The following is a 20,225-nucleotide window of genomic DNA, read 5'->3' as shown; positions in this document are numbered from 1 at the left end:
GCAACTAATGCGCTCTTAGAGTTTTGAGCGCCCCAGTGGTAGGTGAAAATAGGTTGTGAGGTTAACGGCGGAGGAAAAGAATCATTGTACTGCCGTAGGTTTTAATCCGCTCTTGCTGCCAGCCGATCGCTAGAATGGCCTCTAAATCCGGTGGGTTTTTGGTGTGACACTCCACGGCAATTTCCCCCGTTGGCCTCAGACACCCTTGTTGCCAAAGTAACTGCAGAACGGGGAGATATAAATCGCTCTTGTAGGGGGGGTCAAAGTAGATAAAGTCAAATTGCGGCACAGGGAGTTGGAGGAGTTTCTGGCGGACATCCCCCCGCAAAACCAGTGTGCGCTGATGGGGCTGGGCCAGGGTTGACCAGTTTTGACGGATGACTTGGCAAGCCTGGGAAGATTGCTCAATTCCCACTACCCACTCAGCGCCCCGCAGCAGGGCTTCTGCGCCCATTGCCCCAGTACCTGCGCACAAATCCAGCCAGCAACACCCCTGCAGACGACCCTGCCAGATATTGAAAATGGCTTGGCGAACCTTGGCGCTGGTGGGGCGGGTGTTATGGCCGGGAAGCGTTTTGAGCGATCGCTGGCCAGAAATTCGCAGAGGCATATTTTCTAGAGTAGGAGTTCCAACCCAAAATAAAAAGTCCTGGGAGTCTTGCCGTGTTTCGACCCCAGGACTTGCGTTTGCGAATCACTCCTCACTACCTAAACAGTACTCTGAGCATTTGGGAACTTGGAGAGCGACACATGACACTTTCTCAAGCGGCACCCATTGGTTAGGCAGAGGGCAATGACTCCATTGTTGTGGCTGCTTTGGTTTGGGCAAGCCTGCCAATTTCCTGATCGATAAAAAAGAGTCCTTTTCCGTGCCGGGAGTTAAGCCCATTGCTAATAATTTGCGTTTGTAAGCGGGATGGGTGGGGGCATAGCCAACAATGCGTAGACGAGCACCAATGGGAGCAGTGCGCAGGTTCGCCTCTACAGGGTCAATCGCCTTGAGCCAGATGTCTTGGGCTAACTCGTGGTTAATGCAAAACCGGCTGGAAGCGAGCGCCACCATGACTGCTCCGCGATCGCTCCTGTGTAAAACAGTAATGACTGCCCCCGGCCTAAGCCCCATCCCCAACAGTTGCTGAGTATTATCGCAGGTCAATTCAGCAATCGTGTAGCGATCGCCCGTCTTCGCTTCGGCAAGGGAAATCAGTTTAGACATATCTTTTCTCCGGCGCCGTTTCCGAAAATGGGGGTCGGCAATGTAGGTAAACGGCAACCACAAGGGTGATGACATATTGCATTTAACAACTTTTTGAAAGCAGCTTATTGCAGATATTTCTCAATTTATAGCACAGCCTTGCCGTAACGCCATGACTTTAGCAAGTCTTAACCTCAAAAAGAAAGCGCCCATTCCCTCCCAGAGGGGGTATTATATTTGCAACTTGTCGCGAATTTATCTTAAATGAGATATTTGGACTCATAATAAGGCTTTTTATGAGATATTTAATCTCATACGAGACATACTAAAAAGCTAGATCGCGAAAAAGCCGAGCCTGTCCAATCAAGCACAGCAGAGTCACTAGGATAGCTTTTCTGGCTGCGTAGAGCTGTTTAGATGGGCAATGTTCCGCTGTGAGCAGATGAACAAAACAATCAGGGCAAACACTCGATCTCAGGTGATTTCAAACTCTGCCCGCACATGAGAGGGAGAGTGTTGTTCTCTTTATCCATAGCTTATTGTGGTTGCCGCAATAGAGCAGATTTCTTAAACTATTTCTTAGAGAGAGTTTTGGCTGCCCTAGTTTGGACTAGGGACTAAATTTGGCCTAAATTTTTTGCTGCATAATCCCCACAGGCCAATTGAGAAAACAGCCGCCAAATGCTATCTTAGATAAGCTAGCGGGATGTAGCGCAGCTTGGTAGCGCACTTCGTTCGGGACGAAGGGGTCGCAGGTTCAAATCCTGTCATCCCGATTGGGCAACCGCCAACTGTTAAGATAGAGTAAGACAGATAAGAAATACCCTAGGATTATCTTGTACTATGACCTCGGCTGCATCCTCAGTTGCCCGTTCTGACTTGGCAGAATTGCGCCGCCTTAAGTCTCTGTTGCCCCCGGAGCTGCAAAGCTGGGTGACGATCGAACCAGCCAGTGGGGTGAATCCTCCCCTCATCACCTGCGAGGAAATTGGCAAGGATGAGGTGGAAATTCAAATTGATTTAGCCCGTTGGGATCAATTGGCCAAGGATCAGCGCAATCTCCTCTTTTGGCACGAAGTGGCTCGCATTCAAAATGACACGATTCCTCGCGACGGTTGGGAAATGGCTGCACTGGCCATTGGTCTGGGGGGGGCTGTGGGTGAACTCTGGGTGCAAGACGGCCTGCTACTGATGCTGGCGCTTGGACTGTGTGCTTTTTCGGGCTGGCGGCTCTACCGGCGCAACAATAGTGAAAAGGTTCTTAAGGAAGCCATTGCTGCCGATGAGCGGGCGATCGCCCTTGCCACTCGCTTTGGTTACGAACTGCCCAACGCCTACAAAAGCCTTGGCAGTGCCCTCAAGCTCTTGATTGAGCAAGCCCCTAACCGCCGCCAACGCAAACGCTATGAACTGCGTCTGCAGGCGCTGAAAAAGAGTGCGGCCAAAGCCAAAGCCCGTATGCAGGCCATGCAAAACGATATCGCCGCAGAGTCCTAGTCATGGCACGCCCCAAACGCCACCTGCTGCTGCCAACGGTCATTCTCCTATGGACAGTGGCCAGCTTGGGGGTTATGGCGCAGTGGGATCTATCTCCTGTGCTGCGGTACTATGGCTGGGTCTTCACGGCGCAAGTGGCCTTTTTGATTTTCTTTGCGCCAGCGATCGCGCGCCAGCTCAGAAGTAGCAGACGCTCCCAAAAGAATGAAAGCCTTCCTTGAATTCACAAAAAACCCTCGATCATTCCGACCGAGGGCAGCACCGATCGCTATCGCTCAAAGGGAGAACTATTGCAATTAGCTTTCAACAGCTGGATTGAGAAAAGTTTCTAATTGTTTGAAATTAAATCCCATGGCTCGTAGGGCGTGCCAAAGATGCCCCTGTAGGAAGAAAAAGGCCAAGAAAAAGTGAGCGTTTGCCAGCCAAGCACGGGGGGTATGCTGCCCAAGGGGCAAATCAATCGTGTCCGCAAAGTAGGGAGCAATCCCCAGTTTCACCTCTAAGGGAGGACCATAAAACTCTACGGGATAGGCGAGGGTATTTACCGCGCAGAAATAGGCGGCTACAAATCCCGCAAGGGCAATGCCGCCTAGGGAGTAGGAGAGAATGGCTTCAGCATTAAACATCAAGACTTTCCGTGCCCAAGTCAGCGGTGGCACAAGAATATGCCAAATCCCACCTGCAATCAGCAAGACGGCGATGTAGATATGCCCGCCCACCAAGTCTTCCAAATTGTCAATACTGGCAAAGTGGGTTTGGTAGCCGTAGATAACAAAGGGATCCAATGTGGGTTGAGTAACAAGGCGGACGGTTTGCAAATTTGCGTCGTATAGTCCACCCCAAATAGTTGCCTTTAATACGAGCAGCAGGGCACCGAACCCCAAAAAGAGCAAATGATGCCCCAGAATAATGCCCAATTGTTTCGGGTCGTCCCAGCGGAAATGGAAGCGCCGTGCTCGCCCTGTGGCGGTACTGAGATCCTGAGGGGCACGAAAGGTGTGAAAGAGGGCACCCGCACCGAGGACTGCTGAGGAAATGAGATGCACAGCGCCAATGACAAAGTAGGGGTATAGATCCACTACTTTACCGCCCTCGCCGATGCCAAAGCCTAGGGTTGCCAGATGGGGCAATAAAATCAAACCCTGTTCCCCCATGGGTAGATCAGGTTTGTACTGGGAAATTTCGTACAGCGTAAACGCTCCCGCCCAAAATACCGTCAGCGCTGCTTGGGCTACATGGGCAGCGATAAACAACCCTGAAAGGTTCACAAACCGGGCATTGCCTGCCCACCAGTCGTACTTAACGTCGGCTTGACCGTAGGTTTGTAAGCCTGCACCTGTGGGTGGTCTAGTCGCAGAGGTGGTGGATTCAGTGGAGATTACCATACATTCCTCCTTCGATAAAGGTATCAGCACTGAGCTTATTGAGGATAAGTCTCAATAATGCCTAGGCTTACTATAGCACCGCTATTGAGAATTATTAGCATCTAGCAAAGATAGAAATGTAAAGATATGTAACTACCCTGTATCTTCTAGAACTTGAGCAAGATTAAGGCAAAAGAGTAGGCTGATAGCAATAGGTGGTTGGCGGGCAAGTATGGCCATTTTGCTTTATCACAACGACGTGGCAACGGCAGCAACATTAGTTTCTATCTTGACCACTGCCGATCATCGGGTGGATGTGGTGGCGCGTCCCGAAGACCTCTGGGGGTTATTGGCCAGTCGTCGCTACCACCTGTTGATTGTGGATGAGTCTCACTTGGGCACAGCCATTGAGGTCTTTTGCCATCAAGTCCGCGATCGCGGGTTTCAGGAGCCAATTTTAGTCCTCACCCGCACCAACTCACCCACTCAGCCAGACACCCAAGTCATTTACTACCACTATCCCTGCTCCCCAGCAGCGCTCCTTGAAATTGTCCAGCAACTCCTTAGCGCGATCGCCACCCCTAAACCAGAGAATCACAACGAGTCAGGCCTGCCCCTTGTTCTCCACATTGACAACGATGCTGAGTTAATTCGCTCCCTTGAGGAACATTCCACCGATGGTGGGTTTCGCTACGTCGCCATGGATAGTTGGCCACTGGTCAAGACCTTCCTTGAGGAGTGCTGGCCCAATGCCGTCATTCTCAATCCTGAAGTGATGCCCGATGCGGTCACCACCCGCGAATTTTTGCAGCAATTGCGGCAACATCGTCCGCCCATCCCTGCACTGGTGTTTACTGCCAACGACACGTGGCGCGATCGCTTGGCCGCCATTCGCCTTGGCTCGCGGATGACTCTGAGTAAGCCCGTGGATCTTGGGCGGCTGCTACAGACCCTTGAACAGCTACTACAGCCCCAAGAGATTACCTCCGCCAGTATCCTGACCGTGGATGATGACGCCGTCACCCTCGCCATTTTGAAACGGCTTTTAGAACCTTGGGGCATGAGTGTCACGGCGGTGCAGGATCCCAATCAATTTTGGGATGTCCTAGAGGCCACCCATCCCGAACTAGTGATTTTGGATGTCCAGATGCCCGGTATCAATGGCTTAGAACTCTGCCAAGTGGTGCGCAATGATCCGCGCTGGAACCAGCTTCCTATCCTTTTTCTCACTGCCACCACTGATCCGTCCCTAGTCACTCAGATTTTTGCCGTGGGCGCCGATGATTTTATCAATAAACCCATTGTCGGTCCTGAGCTAATCACGCGGGTTATCAATCGCCTAGAGCGGACTCGCCTTCTCAAACGCCTAGCAGAGGTGGATCCCCTGACCGGTTTAAGTAACCGCCGCAAGGCCACCGAGGATATTGAGCGCCTTTTGACTCTTGCCAGTCGCCAAAAACAGCCCCTCTGCATTGCCGTTTTAGATTTAGACCATTTCAAGCGCATCAATGACACCTATGGTCACGACATTGGCGATCAGGTATTGGTGACCACTGCCCGCATGTTGCGCCAGTCCCTACGCCTGGAGGATGTGGTTGCTCGCTGGGGCGGCGAAGAATTTTTAATTGCCCTCTACAACATTTCCCTTGAGGTGGCTAGACACCGCCTTGCCATCTGTTTGCAGCGATTGCGCAATCACACATTTCACCCCCCCAATCACAAGAGCTTTAAGGTAAGTTTTAGTGCCGGTCTCAGTCAATTTCCCACCCATGGACAAAGCTTACTGCAACTGGTGAAGATAGCCGATGATGCCCTCTATGCCGCTAAAGCAGCAGGACGCTCTCAGATTGTCATCGCCCCCCAAGAGGCCGCCCCAGAATTTGCCAACGCTTCCTCCCCAGAGGAATAAGCTATCCTAAAGAAGCACACTGATTTTCAGGCAAACCCTCCACCAGCACCGTCGACTGCCCAAACTGTATGAACCTTGAGGCGTCCCCTGCGCAAAATGCCACGATTCTCCTAGTAGATGACGACCCCAATCTTGTCCTCTTGGTGAAGGATTACCTTGAAATGCAGGGGTACCGGGTGCTGACGGCAGCCCATGGGAAGGAGGGGCTAGCCATTCTTCAGCAGCAGACGCCCGATTTAATTATTTGTGATGTGATGATGCCGCAGATGGATGGCTATAGCTTTGTGAGCGCAGTGCGACAACAAGCACACCTCAGTTGGTTGCCGGTGCTCTTTCTTTCAGCCAAGGGGCAAACCCACGATCGCATTAAGGGGCTACAGACTGGCGGGGATGTGTACTTGGTCAAGCCCTTTGAACCGGATGAACTCCTTGCTCAAATCCAAGCTCTCCTGAAGCAAACGGCTCGCCTGCGGGAAGCTCAAGGTCTGCAAACGCCGCCTGTGCCCACACCGTCCCCTAGTGTCGAACTCACCCCCACAGAAACGCGCATTCTCCAATATGTGGCACGGGGCATGTCGAACCGTGAAATTGCCGCAGAGCTACACCTGAGTCAGCGTACGGTGGAAAGCCATGTCAGCAATATGCTGGGGAAAACAGGGTGCCACAATCGCACTGAATTGGCTCGCTGGGCGATCGATTACCATTACGTTTGACATCCTCTCGCGGAGCTTCCTACCTAGTAGCGAAACCAATCTCACCGCTGCATGTGCTCTGCCAATAGGGCTTGAGCGCGGGGTTTATAGAGCAGATAGAAGAGCGCCTCCATATAGCGCATCATGTCTTCGCGGTTCTCCTGCGAGGAGAAGTTCCAAAAGCCGTAGATTTTAGCCAGCGAAAGCAGGCGTGTGCAATGAATTTTCCAAGTGTAGGTGCTGTAGACCCGCTCAATACCAGCTTTGGAAATCCGCTGCCACTGGTCAGGATCGCGATCGCAAGCCTCTAAAAAGCGGACAATCGTTTCCGCCATTTCTTCTAGGTGGGTGGGGTTGATATAAAAGCCATTCACCCCATCTTGGATAATTTCCAAAGGACCGCCAAAGCGCGTGCCAAAGGTGGGCAGACCACTGATCATCGCTTCGAGAATCGTCAAGCCAAAGGCTTCAAACAGAGCAGGCTGGACAAAAATCCCTTGGCGATCGGCAATGATGCGATAAATTTCCCCCGAATCTGCTTTCGGTAAACGAATCCCTAGCCAACGAATTTTGCCGTGGAGATTGTACGCGTGGATGATTTGATAGAGCTTCTCAATTTCGGCAATTTCCTCGCGATCGCTGGACTCTTCGGTGCGCAGCTTGCCCGCCACCAAAATTAAATTACAGCGCTCTTGCAACTCTTTGCTACGGCCAAAGGCCTCTGCCAGCCCGGTGAGGTTTTTGATCCGATCCAAGCGCGCCATTGAAAAGATAGGACGTTTGTTTGGGTCTTCGAGGTAGCCGTAAATGTGCTGCGCATCTTCAAGGGTAAAGAGCAGTTCCTCTAACCGCTGGCGATCGCCCTCCAGTCGCTCTGTGTAGTGGTAGTAGGGAAAGTAAACCTGTTCATTCACCCCCGGTGGCACGACATTAAATTTTGGGCTAAAGAGTTCTATGCCATTCACCACATGGTACAAGTCAGGCATGGTAAAGGATTGATAGGACTCGTACTGGCCAATACTGTCGGGGGTTCCCACAATCTCTTGGTAGGTGCTGCTGATAATAAAGTTGGCAGCATTCATGGCAATCAGATCCGCCGTAAATTGCAGGGAGAAGTGATACTTATCCTCTAAGTCCTGCCAGTAGAGGTTGCTAAAGAGGTATTTAGATTTCTCAAGGGCATGGGCAATGTTGCACTGGGTCACCTTGAGGCGCCGTGCCAGCAAAAAGGCCACCAAGTTGCCATCGGAGTAGTTGCCAATGATTAGGTCGGGAACATGGCCAAACTCGGCACGCAACTCTCGCTCCGCATCAATGGCAAAGGTTTCCAGATAAGGCCAGATTTCAAAGCGAGAAATCCAGTTTTGCGTCACCTTGGGATTAAATTCCCGAAAAGGTACCCGCAGAATCCAAGCATCATGGGTGCCGTAGATTTTCTCTAGGCGTTGGTTGCACAGCGTCCCTTCGGCATTGGGAATCAGACGAGTCAGGACAATAATTTTCGGCCGTGCCGCCAGTACCCCCAACCCGGCTAGTTCTAAATCCTCGCGCATTTGCTTTTCAAGGCTTTTCACTTGGTCGAGGATATAGACCACCTGCCCACCCGTGTCGGGTCGCCCCAGCACCCCCTCTTGACCAAACCAGCCGTGGGGAGAAATTAGCGCAATGCGAAAGAGCATCGGGATCCGCGAGACAAAGGCCTCCAGCACTTGGTGATCGGGGGAATCGAGGAGTTGATCCAGAATTTCCAGAGTTTCCCGCACTCGCGCTGCAGTATTCCCCCAACCGGGTTCAAACCCCAAGTTCTGTAATTCAAAGCGAAACTCACTATAGGCCTCGTCGGGGGCGCGATCGCTCAGGGCTACAAGGGCTTGCTTCACCTGTTCTGAGAGCTGCTGGGGTGAGCGGATGCGCTCATTGATTAGGAGCTGGTAGCCGTTGTAGCGGTGAATCTGCAGGAAATTAAAAAGGTTCTGCTGCCACTGGCGGGGGTCTTGGAAGAGTTTACTGGACAGGTAACGGTTGAGAAACTCCACCCCCTTACCGATATTTTTGGCATCGCGGATAACCGGCGAATAGTCATAGAAGGGTTGCACATCAATCTCAAAAATATCCCCTTCATTCGGGTGATAGCGATTCACCAGGCGATCGCGCAAATCCAGTAGCTCGGGAATTGTCATCGGCACGATCGTCAAATCTTCTATGAGTAACCGACACACCTCCTGCTGGGCAATGCGGGGGCGAATAATCCAACACAGACTTTCGTTGTCAATAATGATCTCTTGGGTGTAAAAGACCAGCTTGCTGAGGCGCGATTCTGAGGGGGTAGGCACAGGGCGATCGTGTTCCCGACAGTACTCCGCAAAGGCCGTCAAAATTTCATTGCGCAGAAGATAGCGTTTTTCCCCCAACTGCAAAATTCGTGAAAACTGCCGCAGATCGCTACGTTCATCACTTTCAACAACGGATTGGAGGAGTACAGAAGTCATTGGCGCACTCACAATGCAGCTTTTAGGGGAGACGGCTCGGCGGCCCAGCCCGTTTCCATTCTATCCCTTGGCGTGGGGTCCATTTGAGGGAGTGACGGCTTCCCCCGCCCACTCGGTAGATTGTCGGAGGGTAGAACTCAACCCCCCGTAAGTGCTTGGCTGCGCAACCAGTCCAAAATCAGACCATTGACGCGATCGGGCTGCTCATCGTGGGGACAGTGCCCCGTGTGATCCAGCATCATCACCTGCATCCTCGGCTGTACCTGTTGAAACTGCTGACTCAACATCGGCGGGATGAAGCGATCCTGTTTACCCCAGATGAGCAATAGGGGTTGGGACAAGGTTTTGAGCATCGTTTTAGCACTAGGGCCAAAATCTGGACGACTCATGGCGCGGGTTATTTGCACAAAGGCGCGATCGCTATCGCGGTCATAGGCAGGGGTGAGCAAGATGTCCAATAATTCATCATCCACACAGGCGGGATTGGCGTAGGCCAGTTGTGCCCAGCGTTTGACAACAGGGGGCCGGCGAACGAGGTAAAAAAGAGTGCGCAGGAGCCAAGGAGCCGTAAAAATCTGTTCAATTCCGCTGAGTAGGGGAGCGATCGCCCTTGGAATCAGTTCCTCACGCACCGCTGGATCCGGCAAGCTGAGCATCACCACTCCCGCCGCCATCTCTGGGTAGCAGTAAGCACAGGTGAGGGCAATCAACGCGCCAATGGAGTTGCCAACAATCACTGCCGGTTGCCCGACAATCTGCTGCCAAAAGGCATGAACCTGAGCCGCCCAAAATTCAGCCCCATAGGCCGCAATGGGCTTTTCTGCTGCCCCCAACCCCATTAAATCAAGGGCATAGGTCAGCTGATGCTCTCCCAAAACCCGCAAATTGTATCGCCAGTGCCGTAGAGATGCCCCAAAACCGTGGAGCAGGATCAGCGGTGTTCCCCCAGAGGAAGCGGGCTGCCAGAAACTATAGCGAGTGTACCATCCCCGCCAGCACCACTCCCGCTGTACGCCATATCGATAGGGATTCACCCGTTGTCTCCTGCACCCATTCGTCCAATAATGACTTCTATCTTATGAAGTTTTGAAGTTTTGCAACGCGTTCATTTAGCCCCAAAAGGAGTTCGACCTTGAGTTCATCCGTAACCGTACAAACAAAGGATGCGATCGCCCCCCACGGCGGCACTCTCGTGAATCGCATCCTTTCTGCTGAAGAAAAACAGGCTTGGCTTGCCCGTGCCGATGAATTGCCCCGCGTGACTCTTGATGAGCGCGCCGTCTCTGATCTAGAACTTATTGCCATTGGTGGTTTTAGTCCCCTGACGGGCTTTATGGGACAGGCCGACTACGAGCGAGTCGTTGAGGAAATGTACCTTGCCAATGGCCTGCCGTGGTCTATTCCTATCACCCTCTCTGTCAGTGCTGAGGTGGCATCTCCCCTAGAAATTGGCCAAACCATTCGTCTGGATAATGCAGCGGGTCAGTTTTTAGGCATTCTCGAACTCACCGAAAAATACACCTATGACAAACGCCGTGAGGCTCGCTGTGTCTATCGCACCGAGGATGACAAACACCCCGGCGTCAAGGTGCTCTATGAACAGGGAGACGTCAACTTAGCAGGCCCAATTTGGCTCCTAGAGCGGCATCCCCATCCCCAATTTCCCAACTATTGCATTGATCCGGTAGATTCCCGTGCCCTCTTCCGTGAAAAAGGGTGGCGCACCATTGTCGGTTTCCAAACTCGCAACCCCATCCACCGCGCCCATGAATATATCCAGAAATGTGCCCTTGAAATTGTCGATGGTCTCTTTTTGCATCCCCTTGTGGGTGCCACCAAGGAGGATGACATTCCCGCCGATGTGCGCATGCGCTGCTATGAAATTGTCTTGGAACATTACTTCCCTAAGGATCGGGTAGTGCTGGCCATTAACCCAGCAGCCATGCGCTATGCCGGACCACGGGAGGCCATTTTCCATGCCCTTGTGCGCAAAAACTACGGCTGTACCCATTTCATTGTCGGTCGGGATCACGCGGGCGTAGGGGATTACTATGGCACCTACGATGCCCAACATATTTTTGATGAATTTGATCCGGCAGCCCTAGGGATTATTCCCTTGAAATTTGAGCATGCCTTCTATTGCACCCGCACCCAGTCGATGGCCACCAGTAAAACCAGTCCCAGCAAACCGGAAGAGCGCATTCACCTCTCCGGCACCAAGGTACGGGAAATGCTGCGCCGGGGAGAATTACCCCCCCCAGAGTTTTCGCGACCAGAGGTGGCGGCAGAACTGGCACGCGCCATGCGACAACCGCAACTCACTCCATAGCTTAAAAGCAGTCTAAAAGCAAACAAAACGAGGGGGTCAAGCTGACGGCAGCAAGACCCCTAACGAAGTTAGCAATGACGAATTAACTCAACAACTAACGTGGACAAAGTGTGGTTCTACCTAGCGATCCAACCCCCCACTACATGATCTGAACCGATCAGGTTTGGAGCATGGACACTAGGTAATGAGTTAATGGACTGCTGTCAACGTTGACGACCTTGGATATTGAGAGGTTACCTAGTTTGCCTTAACTCCCATGGACGACAGGATGGGGGACTTCGGCAGTAACCACACAAACGATAAGGCTGGATAAAGCGAGAGGACAAATACACAACGGTGAAGCTCAAAGGATGAATTGTGATGTTACCCGCAAGACAGGAGTGAGATTTATCTTGGAGTAACCTTGCTTTATCCCGAACTCAAGGACTGGGAGGCACAAGCCTTAAGTTCACTCTTATCGTTAACCTTTCTTTCTGTGCCTACTTTTAGGTTAGCATAGGTCTTTGGGAACGCTCAAATGTTAACTGGAAATTCAATATCTGAAATATTCCTTAACCGATTCTGTAATAGGCCGTTAGATTCAGCGGTTACGTCCTTTTAGTGGTATCCTTAGCCTTGAGTGCTATCTCTGCATTTTGACAATTCCGGCGATCGCCCCAAGCTCATAAAAAATTGCACCAGCCCCCTGCTTGTCGCTATGGCAGAGCTGATGCAGAACTAATACTAGTTATCTTTACCTGTAAAGTCTCTACAGGGATTATGCTTGTGTCAGGCAGTAACTAACTCTTACGGGCGGGCGTTCCCGTAAAGGGCTGTGCTCCTGTAGAAGGATAGTGATCATTTCGAGGGGTGAAGATGCGCCCAAATGCCTCCATCAAAAAGACCATCATACTTTGTAGTTTCTCACGTAGTGCTTTTAGCATAGGTCAACTCCTAAAGAAAGCGATTTAGGCTCCAGTCTTTGGCTTAATGATTGAACACCGCAGGAAAGATTTGAAACTTGCTCTCGTGAAGCAACACAATTGGACTTCCCCTAAAGATCATTCAAGATCATTAGGTAAAGGCTGTACTTTTAGTATAAAAAATCAGGCCAGTTCCCTGAGAGAGTTGGAGACAATTTTTTATATGCTGAATAAGGAAGTTATTGATTTGTGAAATTTTGTTCTAAATGCGATTACACCGATGACATTGATTCCCCCTCTTGTTGATCTTTTTGATCTTTCGCTGCGGGCACAGGTGGCGCAGATGGTGGTGGTGCGAGCCAGCGGCTACCTCTACGATCGCCAGATTCAGTACCCCACTTGGGAGCCGCCCCAAGACACCTTAAAACACTGGATTAAAGACTGGGGCGTAGGGGGGGTCATTCTCTTGGGGGGCAGTGCCGTCGAAGTGGCAGAACGCTGTCGGCAACTTCAATCTTGGGCGACGATTCCGCTATTACTAGCGGCGGATATTGAGGAGGGGGTCGGTCAGCGCTTCAGTGGCGCCACACAATTTCCCCCGCCGGCAGCTTTGGGAGCCATTGCCCAAAAGAACCGCGAACGGGCAATTGACCTTGCAAGGGAAATGGGAGCATACACCGCAGCCGAGGCTTTAGCCATTGGGTTGAATTGGGTTCTCGCGCCAGTGGTGGATGTAAATAATAATCCTGCGAACCCGGTGATTAATGTGCGTGCCTTTGGCGAAGAGCCAGACATTGTGAGTGGCCTCGCAACCGCATTTATTCAAGGGGCACGCGCCTATCCAGTGCTAACAACGGCAAAGCACTTTCCCGGCCACGGGGATACAGCCACGGATTCACATTTGGAACTCCCCGTAATTCCCCACGCTCGCGATCGCCTGCAAGCCGTTGAATGGCCGCCCTTTGTTGCTGCCATTGCCGCCGGGGTGGATGCCGTCATGAGTGCCCATGTGCATCTCCCTGCCCTAGATGCGGCACGACCCGCCACTCTGTCTCCTCCGATTCTCACGGGCATCCTGCGCCAAGAGATGGGATTTAGGGGTCTCATTGTGACCGATGCCTTGGTCATGGGGGCGATCGCCAACACCTACGGTACCGCTGAAGCCGCCGTTAAAGCCGTAGAAGCGGGTGCCGATATTTTGCTCATGCCCTTGGATCCCCCAGCAGCTATTGAAGCGGTGGTTGCCGCCGTCGAGTCAGGGCGGATTCCTCCTGAACGCATTCGGGACTCTGTCGCCCGCATTCAAGCCGCCAAGGCTCGCCTTCAGCCCCTAGCATTACGGTTGGACTATTTCCAAACCACACCTGCCCTTGAGGTGGCCACCGCCATTGCCCAGGAGAGTTTGGAGCGGGCTGGCCCAGCCTTGCAACCCGTGATCTCAGGGGTAAATTGCCTGATAGTGGATGATGCCCTGCACGCCAGCTTCTTGAAGCGTACTTGTGCGGCCTTGACCCTGCCCCCCAAGTGGGGATTTAAGCAACGGGTGGCGATTGATCAGCAAACGCCTCTCACCATGATTGCAGGCTTTCCCAAAGCACCGACCTTAGTGCAGGTGTTTAGTCGCGGCAATCCCTTTCGAGGCAAAGCGGGCTTAAGTGGGCCAGCGATCGCCACCCTCGAACGACTGCAAACCCAAAATCAACTGGCGGGTCTGGTGGTCTATGGCAGTCCCTATGCCTACCGCGAGATTGCCCGGCATCTGCACCCCGACGTGCCCCGCGTTTTTAGCTATGGACACGACCGCATTGCCCAAGATCTGGCCCTGAGCCACTTGGCAAAAGGCAGCTCCTAAAGGTTTCGCGATCTTTTATGATGGCGATCGCCCCTTGGCAATGTTTTAGCGAACACCTGAGCCATCTTAGGGATTCTTCATGACCGAGAAACCTCGTCCTCGCAAAAAAAATCGCCCGACAGCAATCCGTTCTCCTCGCTCCCGGCGACACACCCCAACTCCCCCCGCGGCGGAGGAGGCCGCCGAACTCCTCTATGGCCGCCATGCCGTGCTCTCAGCCCTTGAAAGTGGCCGCCCCTGTAACCGTATTTGGGTCATTCCCTCACTGCGCTACGATCCACGCTTTCATCAACGCTTGAATGAGGCCAAGCAGCAAGGGGCGATTATTGATACCGTGACCCCCGAACGCCTCGATCAACTCTGCCAGCGGGGACGACATCAGGGGATTGCAATTCAGGTGGCGGCCTATAACTATTGGTCCCTTGAGGATCTCTTGGCCAAGGCCGCAACCGTGAGTCAACCCGTTCTCTTGGCTGCCGATGGCATTACAGATCCGCAAAATCTCGGTGCCATGATCCGCACCGCTGAGGCCCTCGGCATGCAGGGGCTGATTATTCCACAACGCCGCGCTGTGGGCATTACCGCAACGGTGGCCAAAGCAGCCGCAGGTGCCTTGGAGTATTTACCGGTGGTACGGGTAATCAACCTCAACCAAGCCCTTGAAACCCTGAAGGCAGCAGGCTACTGGATCTATGGCCTCTCAGAGCGGGGAGCCGTGCCCCTGCCCAAAATCACCTTCGATCGCCCCACCGTTTTTGTCGTCGGTAGTGAAGGGGAAGGGATTAGCCTGCAAACCCAAAAGCACTGTGATGAAATGGTTGCGATTCCCCTCGCGGGGCGCACCCCAAGCCTCAATGCCTCAGTGGCAGTGGGGATTGCCCTCTACGAGATCAGTTGCCAGCGATCGCCCGCCTGGGATTTGACCCAAGAGCGAGAGGCCTAGGCCACCCTTGCCACAGAGCGCAGGGCAAAAATTTTATTGAGCACCTCTTCAACCACCTTATCGGGAGTGGAGGCACCGGAGGTAATGCCAATAGTAATGGGCCGATCCGGCAGCCAGTTTTCAGCCACCGTCAGCTCCTGATGCAGGGGCTTGTGCTCAATGCGATTCCCCGGCCCAATGCGATCGGCAGAATCAATGTGGTAGGAAGGGATGCCGTGCTCAACGGCAATTTCTTGGAGGTGGGTCGTATTTGAGGAGTTGTAGCCACCAATCACCACCATCAGATCTAAGGGTTCCTTGACCAAGTTCAGCATGGCATCTTGGCGTTCTTGGGTGGCATCGCAAATGGTGTTGAAGCTCATGAAGTGCTCGTTGAGGCGATCGGGACCGTATTTTTGGATCATCGTGCGCTCAAACAATTTGCCGATCTGCTCCGTTTCCCCCTTGAGCATCGTTGTTTGATTGGCAATGCCCACCCGCACCAGATCGCGATCGGGATCAAAGCCGGCAGAACAGGCCTTGGCAAACTTGGCCATGAAAGCCTCGCGATCGCCCCCCTTGAGAATGTAATCGCAGACATAGCGGGCTTCCTCAAGATTCAGCACAATCAAATAGGTTCCCGCAAAGGAGCTGGTGGCGATCGTTTCTTCGTGGTTGTACTTGCCGTGAATGATCGAGGTGAAGCTCACTTTTTTGTGCTTTTCCACACTGTGCCACACCTTCGAGACCCATGGGCAGGTGGTATCCACAATCGTGCAGCCGCGCGCATTCAGCAGTTGCATTTCCTGAACACTGGCACCAAAGGCGGGCAAAATCACCACATCCCCTTGGCGCACGCCGCTAAAGTCCTTTGCTCCATTGACGACGGGGATAAATTCCACCGCCATTTGCCGTAGGCGCTCATTCACTGAGGGGTTATGGATAATCTCATTCGTAATCCAGATGCGCTCCGTGGGAAAGTGAGTGCGGGTTTCATAGGCTAGGGCAACGGCACGTTCTACCCCCCAACAAAAGCCAAAGGCCTCCGCCAAACGAATCTTCACATCCCCCTCCTGCCAGCGATAGCCATTGGCGCGGATTTGCTGAATCAGCGTACTTTGATACTCTCCCTGCAGTTGCTGACTGACTTCCTCGCCGTGGCCAAAGCCTTTGCGGTGGTAGTTTTCTGAACTGTGTAGCGATCGCTTGAATGCGCGGGTATCCATTGGCTCTCCTCTGAAGCAGTCTGATGGTATTTTGACACACTCTACAGGGCAACCATGGGGCTAACTCCCCGTTGTGCCAACGCCTGTACCGTTTCTCGCGCCCAGCGATCAGCGGCCAAAATGTCCTCTAGGGTAGGGTTGCTAATGTTTTGGGCAGAGTAGCGATCGCAGGTCATCTCAATGAGTCGCGGAATCTCAAGGAAGGAAATGGCCTCGGCAATAAAGAGGGCTACTGCCTGTTCATTGGCCGCATTGAGCACCGCCGGCATCGCCCCGCCAGCACGACCCGCAGCGTAGGCCAGCCCCATGCAGGGATACTTTTCGTGATCCGGCGATCGAAACGTCAAATCCCCCGCCTTCACCAGATCCAGTGCCGACCAATTCGTGGGAATTCGCTCTGGCCACGAGAGGGCATACAACAGCGGCAACCGCATATCCGGCCAGCCCAACTGCGCCAGCACCGAGGTATCCTGCAATTCAATCAGCGAGTGAATAATGCTTTGGGGATGGATCACAATCTCGATATTGTTGTAGTCCATGCCAAAGAGGTAGTGGGCTTCAATCACCTCTAGGCCTTTATTCATCAGGGTCGCTGAGTCCACGGTAATTTTGGGTCCCATTGACCAGTTGGGGTGTTTGAGGGCATCGGCCACCGTCACTTGCGAGAGCTTCTCCACCGGCCAGTCACGAAAAGCCCCCCCAGAAGCAGTGAGAATAATTTTCCGCAGTGCTCCCTCGGGCACCCCCTGCAAACACTGAAAAATCGCCGAGTGCTCAGAATCCGCAGGCAATAGCTTGACTCCGTACTCTTGGAGCAAGGGCAAAACCACTGGCGCGCCAGCAATCAGCGTTTCCTTATTCGCCAAGGCAATATCTTTGCCCGCTTTGATGGCGGCGATTGTCGGCACCAGACCCGCACAGCCCACAATGCCAGTTACCACCACATCGGCATCCCCATAGGCCGCCACCGTCGCAATACCGGCTTCCCCAGCCACCAGTTGCGGTTTTTGGGGCAGATCAGCCAATGCCGCCTCTAACTCCGGCAGTTGCTTGGGATCGGCAATACTGACAATCTCCGGCTGAAATTGGCGAATTTGCGGAATGAGTCGCGCCAAGTTGCGCCCCGCTGCAAGGCCAACAACCCGAAAGCGATCGGGATATTGGGCAACAATGTTGAGGGTTTGGGTGCCAATGGAGCCAGTGGAGCCAAGAAGATTGAGTGCCTTCACAGTTTTTGGGAGAGGGTCAGTGGACACCTTAATATCTACCGCAGGAGGGGACACAAGGCAAACCCATACCTATTCCGATGAGAATAGCAACAGGCGTTTCTCTAGTCTTTCCCAAGCATGGTGTTACCCCTTTCCCAACTGGTGCAGCAACTCAACCATAAAAAGGCTGAATTTCTCAGCTATGACACCGCCTTGGCTCAGGTGCGACAGGCCTATCAACAGGCTCTAAAGACATGGCAGCAACAAACCATTCCCGACATCACCGCTGCCATGGATCCGCAGATCACCGATTGGGGAGCACGTCCCATTGAACCTTGGCATCAGGGGTGGCGCATTCCCTTGGGGGTACAGTGGCCCCATCGGCAGGCGGCACGGGAGTGGGCAATGACTCAACTCATGGATGTCACCACCGTTGCGGTAGATGGTTCCCAGATTGTGCCCAGTGAGGAGCTATTGTTGCCCGTGGGGGTGGTTCAAGCGGGCTGGTTTCTGAATCCCCACAGGGGCGATCGCCCCTACGCTAAGGAAATTGTCCTTGAACTGATTACACCAGCGGAACTGCGCCAAGCGGAAGAACAGTTGCGACAGCCGCAAATCTATCGCTTCCAAGAACGCTATATTCACCTGCGCCGCTTTGAACTGGAACTAAAAACCCTACGGCAGCGCATGGCCGAGGTAACCGCACCTGCATTCCTATTGTTTGATGGCTCCTTTGTGGCCACGTTTGCCGAGTCCTATGCCCCCGAATGGCAAGCACGCTATGTGGCAGCCCTGCGCCAGATCTTAGAAGCCAGTTCGCAGCAACGCATTCCAGTGGTCGCCTACATTGATAGCTCCCAAGCGCGGGATTTAGTAACCCTGCTGGGACATCTTGCCCACCTTGAGCCTAGCCCTTATCTTTCCGATGCGCAGTTATTGAATTCCGTTTTGACCCAGTGGGGCGATCGCTCGCCGCTGTTTATTTGCGATCGCGGCGGTATCCTGAAAGAGTACGGCGATTGGGCGAGGGGCATTGGCTTTTGCTACCTCAAGGCGCATCAGGGCTACCCTGTGCGTTTGGAACTCCCCTTGTGGATCTACGAGGCGGGTTTACTGGATCAGGTGATTCGCTGGCTCTGTGGCGAACTGATTAGCGGTCAAGGCTATCCCTATGCCCTCGAAGCTGCCGATCAATTGGCCGTTCTGCAAGGGAGCGATCGCCAAGCCTTCCTCAAGCAATTACAAGTCTGGGCAGAAAGCGTCGGCATGGAACTGCGCTTTAGCCGCAAATGGGTGAGTAAGCAGCAGCGGCGTTAGTTTTATTAGGGGGAATTTTGTAGCGTCTTCAAAGCCTCTTCTAGTTCCCCCTGCGACCTTGGCATCCAGTCCTTGCCCCGCAATCGCCGCAACATTTCTAGGGCTTCTTCGCGGGTTTGACCGGTATTTTGTTGGTGCCGTTGCCAAAAGTCCTCCCACCAGCTGGGGGGGTTCAGGTTTGTCACCTCGTTGATGACATGTGGGCTTGAACCAAGATTTGTTGACAAGCCTGAAAGTTCTTGCTTACTACCCATGTATTCCGTGGGTCGGCCAGTATCCCCATCAATGACGAGACTGCCCACATAATCCGCATTGCGATAGACCTTGGCAATTTGATCGTTGATGTGCCGCATATCCGCAGCAGAGACAACGCCATTGTCGGTGGCCTTGTAAAATTGCACTGTGACCCGAAAGGGGAAGCGGGGATCCCGCTCGATGGGCAGACCATCAATCTCGGTAAAGGGACCTTCCACCTTGCCATGGCTAATTACCGCGGCCTCCACATTAGAGCGAGCGGCAGTGGACATCCCTTCCATCAATTTTGATTCTGGTACTGAGAAAATTGGCATTGGCGGGCGTGGCCGAGGTGCTTGCTTTAGGGGCACTTGAATGAGCATTACCATATTCATCCCTGCGGCTTCCGCTTGGGCGGAGGTCATTTCACCTTGGCCGCTGCTGAGGCCAAAGTCGCGGGCACGCTGTCCCACTAGGCTCGCCCGTTCGCCGTTTTTGTTGAAAAACAGTCGCTGCCCCCACGTTCGCCCCGCTTCAAAGGCGTCCCGCGTGTTGTCAATGACGGTGGCACTGGTGCCTTGGCGGGTGACGAGAATGGCCAAAACTGCTGGATGTTTTGCGTAGCTCTGGTAGTTAAAGAGGACAGGGTTAAAGGTGGCTTCCCCCTGGGGCGGAATGGGTAGGAAACAGGCTTGGGCACTCACCAAGACATGGCTATCGCGATCGGCCAAAAGGGAGCGACGATTCCCTGCCCAGGATCGCGGGTTGTGGAGATAGTTGCGAAAGTTGCTGAGATATTCCTTGAGGTTCACCCGTTGGAGTGGCTTGCCCTTTTCATTGCCCACAAGGATAAAGAACCGCTCAAGGGGAATATCCGCTGTGCGATCGCTAAAATTGGGAAAACGAATCACGGGCATTAGACTTAGTTCATAACCCTGTGTGTGCGGGTTGTACTGCTGGATTTGAATCATCATGTCAGTAAACTACTCGACGCTGAGCTAAGCTACAGCGCGGGCTTTCAGTAGCCCTGCAGTTATCTGGCAAGACAACCAAGGACCGCCAGGACGGTTTACGCTCGCCCCCATAGCT

The 20,225-nt window shown here is 53.1% G+C and carries 16 protein-coding genes, 1 tRNA gene and 1 pseudogene; 9 read left to right on the top strand and 9 right to left on the bottom strand.

The features are described from left to right. Nucleotides 1-61 precede the first annotated feature (61 nt). The gene (rsmD, locus tag ACK4HN_RS10690) at nt 62-610 is read right to left on the bottom strand and encodes a 16S rRNA (guanine(966)-N(2))-methyltransferase RsmD (protein ID WP_409869337.1); all 549 of its coding nucleotides are present in this window, start codon (nt 608-610) and stop codon (nt 62-64) included. Nucleotides 611-694: 84 nt separating this feature from the next. Further along, nucleotides 695-1,216: a FeoA domain-containing protein gene (locus ACK4HN_RS10685; RefSeq protein ID WP_409877623.1), complete on the bottom strand. Its 522-nt coding sequence runs from the start codon at nt 1,214-1,216 to the stop codon at nt 695-697. Nucleotides 1,217-1,897: 681 nt separating this feature from the next. Between ACK4HN_RS10685 and ACK4HN_RS10680 the strand changes: the two genes are divergently transcribed. From ACK4HN_RS10680 to ACK4HN_RS10670, 3 genes are all read left to right on the top strand, one after another. Further along, nucleotides 1,898-1,971 (top strand) — tRNA-Pro (locus ACK4HN_RS10680). Nucleotides 1,972-2,038: 67 nt separating this feature from the next. After that, entirely contained in the window at nt 2,039-2,692 is a 654-nt protein-coding gene (locus ACK4HN_RS10675; protein ID WP_409877622.1) for a DUF3318 domain-containing protein, read from the top strand. A gap of 2 nt (nt 2,693-2,694) precedes the next feature. Next, entirely contained in the window at nt 2,695-2,913 is a 219-nt protein-coding gene (locus ACK4HN_RS10670) for a hypothetical protein (RefSeq protein ID WP_409869334.1), read from the top strand. 75 nt (nt 2,914-2,988) lie between these two features. On the opposite strand, the gene ACK4HN_RS10665 is transcribed toward ACK4HN_RS10670, so the two are convergent. Beyond that, the gene (locus ACK4HN_RS10665) at nt 2,989-4,077 is read right to left on the bottom strand and encodes a chlorophyll a/b binding light-harvesting protein (protein WP_409877621.1); all 1,089 of its coding nucleotides are present in this window, start codon (nt 4,075-4,077) and stop codon (nt 2,989-2,991) included. A 211-nt stretch (nt 4,078-4,288) separates the two neighbouring features. On the opposite strand from ACK4HN_RS10665, the gene ACK4HN_RS10660 reads away from it, so the two are divergent. Both ACK4HN_RS10660 and ACK4HN_RS10655 read left to right on the top strand, forming a co-directional pair. Continuing rightward, nucleotides 4,289-5,965 (top strand): diguanylate cyclase, encoded by a 1,677-nt coding sequence (locus ACK4HN_RS10660; RefSeq protein WP_409877620.1) that lies wholly within the window; start codon nt 4,289-4,291, stop codon nt 5,963-5,965. Nucleotides 5,966-6,033: 68 nt separating this feature from the next. After that, nucleotides 6,034-6,678 carry a response regulator transcription factor gene (locus ACK4HN_RS10655; RefSeq protein ID WP_409869332.1) on the top strand — a complete coding sequence of 215 codons (645 nt, stop codon included), beginning with the start codon at nt 6,034-6,036 and terminating at the stop codon, nt 6,676-6,678. A 41-nt stretch (nt 6,679-6,719) separates the two neighbouring features. Here the strand turns inward: ACK4HN_RS10655 and ACK4HN_RS10650 are convergent, their stop codons facing one another. Both ACK4HN_RS10650 and ACK4HN_RS10645 read right to left on the bottom strand, forming a co-directional pair. Beyond that, nucleotides 6,720-9,146, bottom strand: a complete 2,427-nt coding sequence (locus tag ACK4HN_RS10650) for a sucrose synthase (protein ID WP_409869331.1) — start codon at nt 9,144-9,146, stop codon at nt 6,720-6,722. Between the two features lie 137 nt (nt 9,147-9,283). Beyond that, complete coding sequence (locus ACK4HN_RS10645; protein ID WP_409877618.1) at nt 9,284-10,180, bottom strand: alpha/beta fold hydrolase; 897 nt, start codon at nt 10,178-10,180, stop codon at nt 9,284-9,286. A gap of 98 nt (nt 10,181-10,278) precedes the next feature. Between ACK4HN_RS10645 and sat the strand changes: the two genes are divergently transcribed. Further along, a complete protein-coding gene (gene sat, locus ACK4HN_RS10640) occupies nt 10,279-11,475 on the top strand; it encodes a sulfate adenylyltransferase (protein WP_409850695.1) in 1,197 nt (398 codons plus the stop codon). Nucleotides 11,476-12,254: 779 nt separating this feature from the next. Here sat and ACK4HN_RS10635 read toward each other — a convergent pair. Next, complete coding sequence (locus tag ACK4HN_RS10635; RefSeq protein WP_409850693.1) at nt 12,255-12,398, bottom strand: hypothetical protein; 144 nt, start codon at nt 12,396-12,398, stop codon at nt 12,255-12,257. Nucleotides 12,399-12,657: 259 nt separating this feature from the next. Here ACK4HN_RS10635 and ACK4HN_RS10630 point away from each other — a divergent pair, with 259 nt between their 5' ends. Beyond that, nucleotides 12,658-14,229 carry a glycoside hydrolase family 3 N-terminal domain-containing protein gene (locus ACK4HN_RS10630; protein ID WP_409877617.1) on the top strand — a complete coding sequence of 524 codons (1,572 nt, stop codon included), beginning with the start codon at nt 12,658-12,660 and terminating at the stop codon, nt 14,227-14,229. Between the two features lie 79 nt (nt 14,230-14,308). Beyond that, entirely contained in the window at nt 14,309-15,172 is an 864-nt protein-coding gene (gene rlmB / locus ACK4HN_RS10625) for a 23S rRNA (guanosine(2251)-2'-O)-methyltransferase RlmB (RefSeq protein WP_409877616.1), read from the top strand. On the opposite strand, the gene ACK4HN_RS10620 is transcribed toward rlmB, so the two are convergent. After that, nucleotides 15,169-16,377, bottom strand: a complete 1,209-nt coding sequence (locus ACK4HN_RS10620; RefSeq protein WP_409870200.1) for a 4-hydroxy-3-methylbut-2-enyl diphosphate reductase — start codon at nt 16,375-16,377, stop codon at nt 15,169-15,171. The two genes, rlmB and ACK4HN_RS10620, sit on opposite strands and share 4 nt — an antisense overlap. Before the next feature lie 41 nt (nt 16,378-16,418). After that, nucleotides 16,419-17,606 carry a 1-deoxy-D-xylulose-5-phosphate reductoisomerase gene (dxr, locus tag ACK4HN_RS10615; RefSeq protein ID WP_409870208.1) on the bottom strand — a complete coding sequence of 396 codons (1,188 nt, stop codon included), beginning with the start codon at nt 17,604-17,606 and terminating at the stop codon, nt 16,419-16,421. Nucleotides 17,607-17,723: 117 nt separating this feature from the next. Here dxr and ACK4HN_RS10610 point away from each other — a divergent pair, with 117 nt between their 5' ends. Then, on the top strand, nt 17,724-18,902 hold the full coding sequence (locus ACK4HN_RS10610) for a DNA double-strand break repair nuclease NurA (protein ID WP_409870198.1): 1,179 nt from the start codon (nt 17,724-17,726) through the stop codon (nt 18,900-18,902). A gap of 5 nt (nt 18,903-18,907) precedes the next feature. Here the strand turns inward: ACK4HN_RS10610 and ACK4HN_RS10605 are convergent. Continuing rightward, a pseudogene (locus ACK4HN_RS10605) lies at nt 18,908-20,116 on the bottom strand (hypothetical protein); the annotation flags it as partial. Between the last annotated feature and the right edge of the window lie 109 nt (nt 20,117-20,225).

Source organism: Thermosynechococcus sp., from assembly GCF_046299655.1.
GTDB lineage: Bacteria > Cyanobacteriota > Cyanobacteriia > Thermosynechococcales > Thermosynechococcaceae > Thermosynechococcus.
Note: the sequence above shows the minus strand (reverse complement) of the source record. Positions and strands in the feature narration are given on the sequence as shown.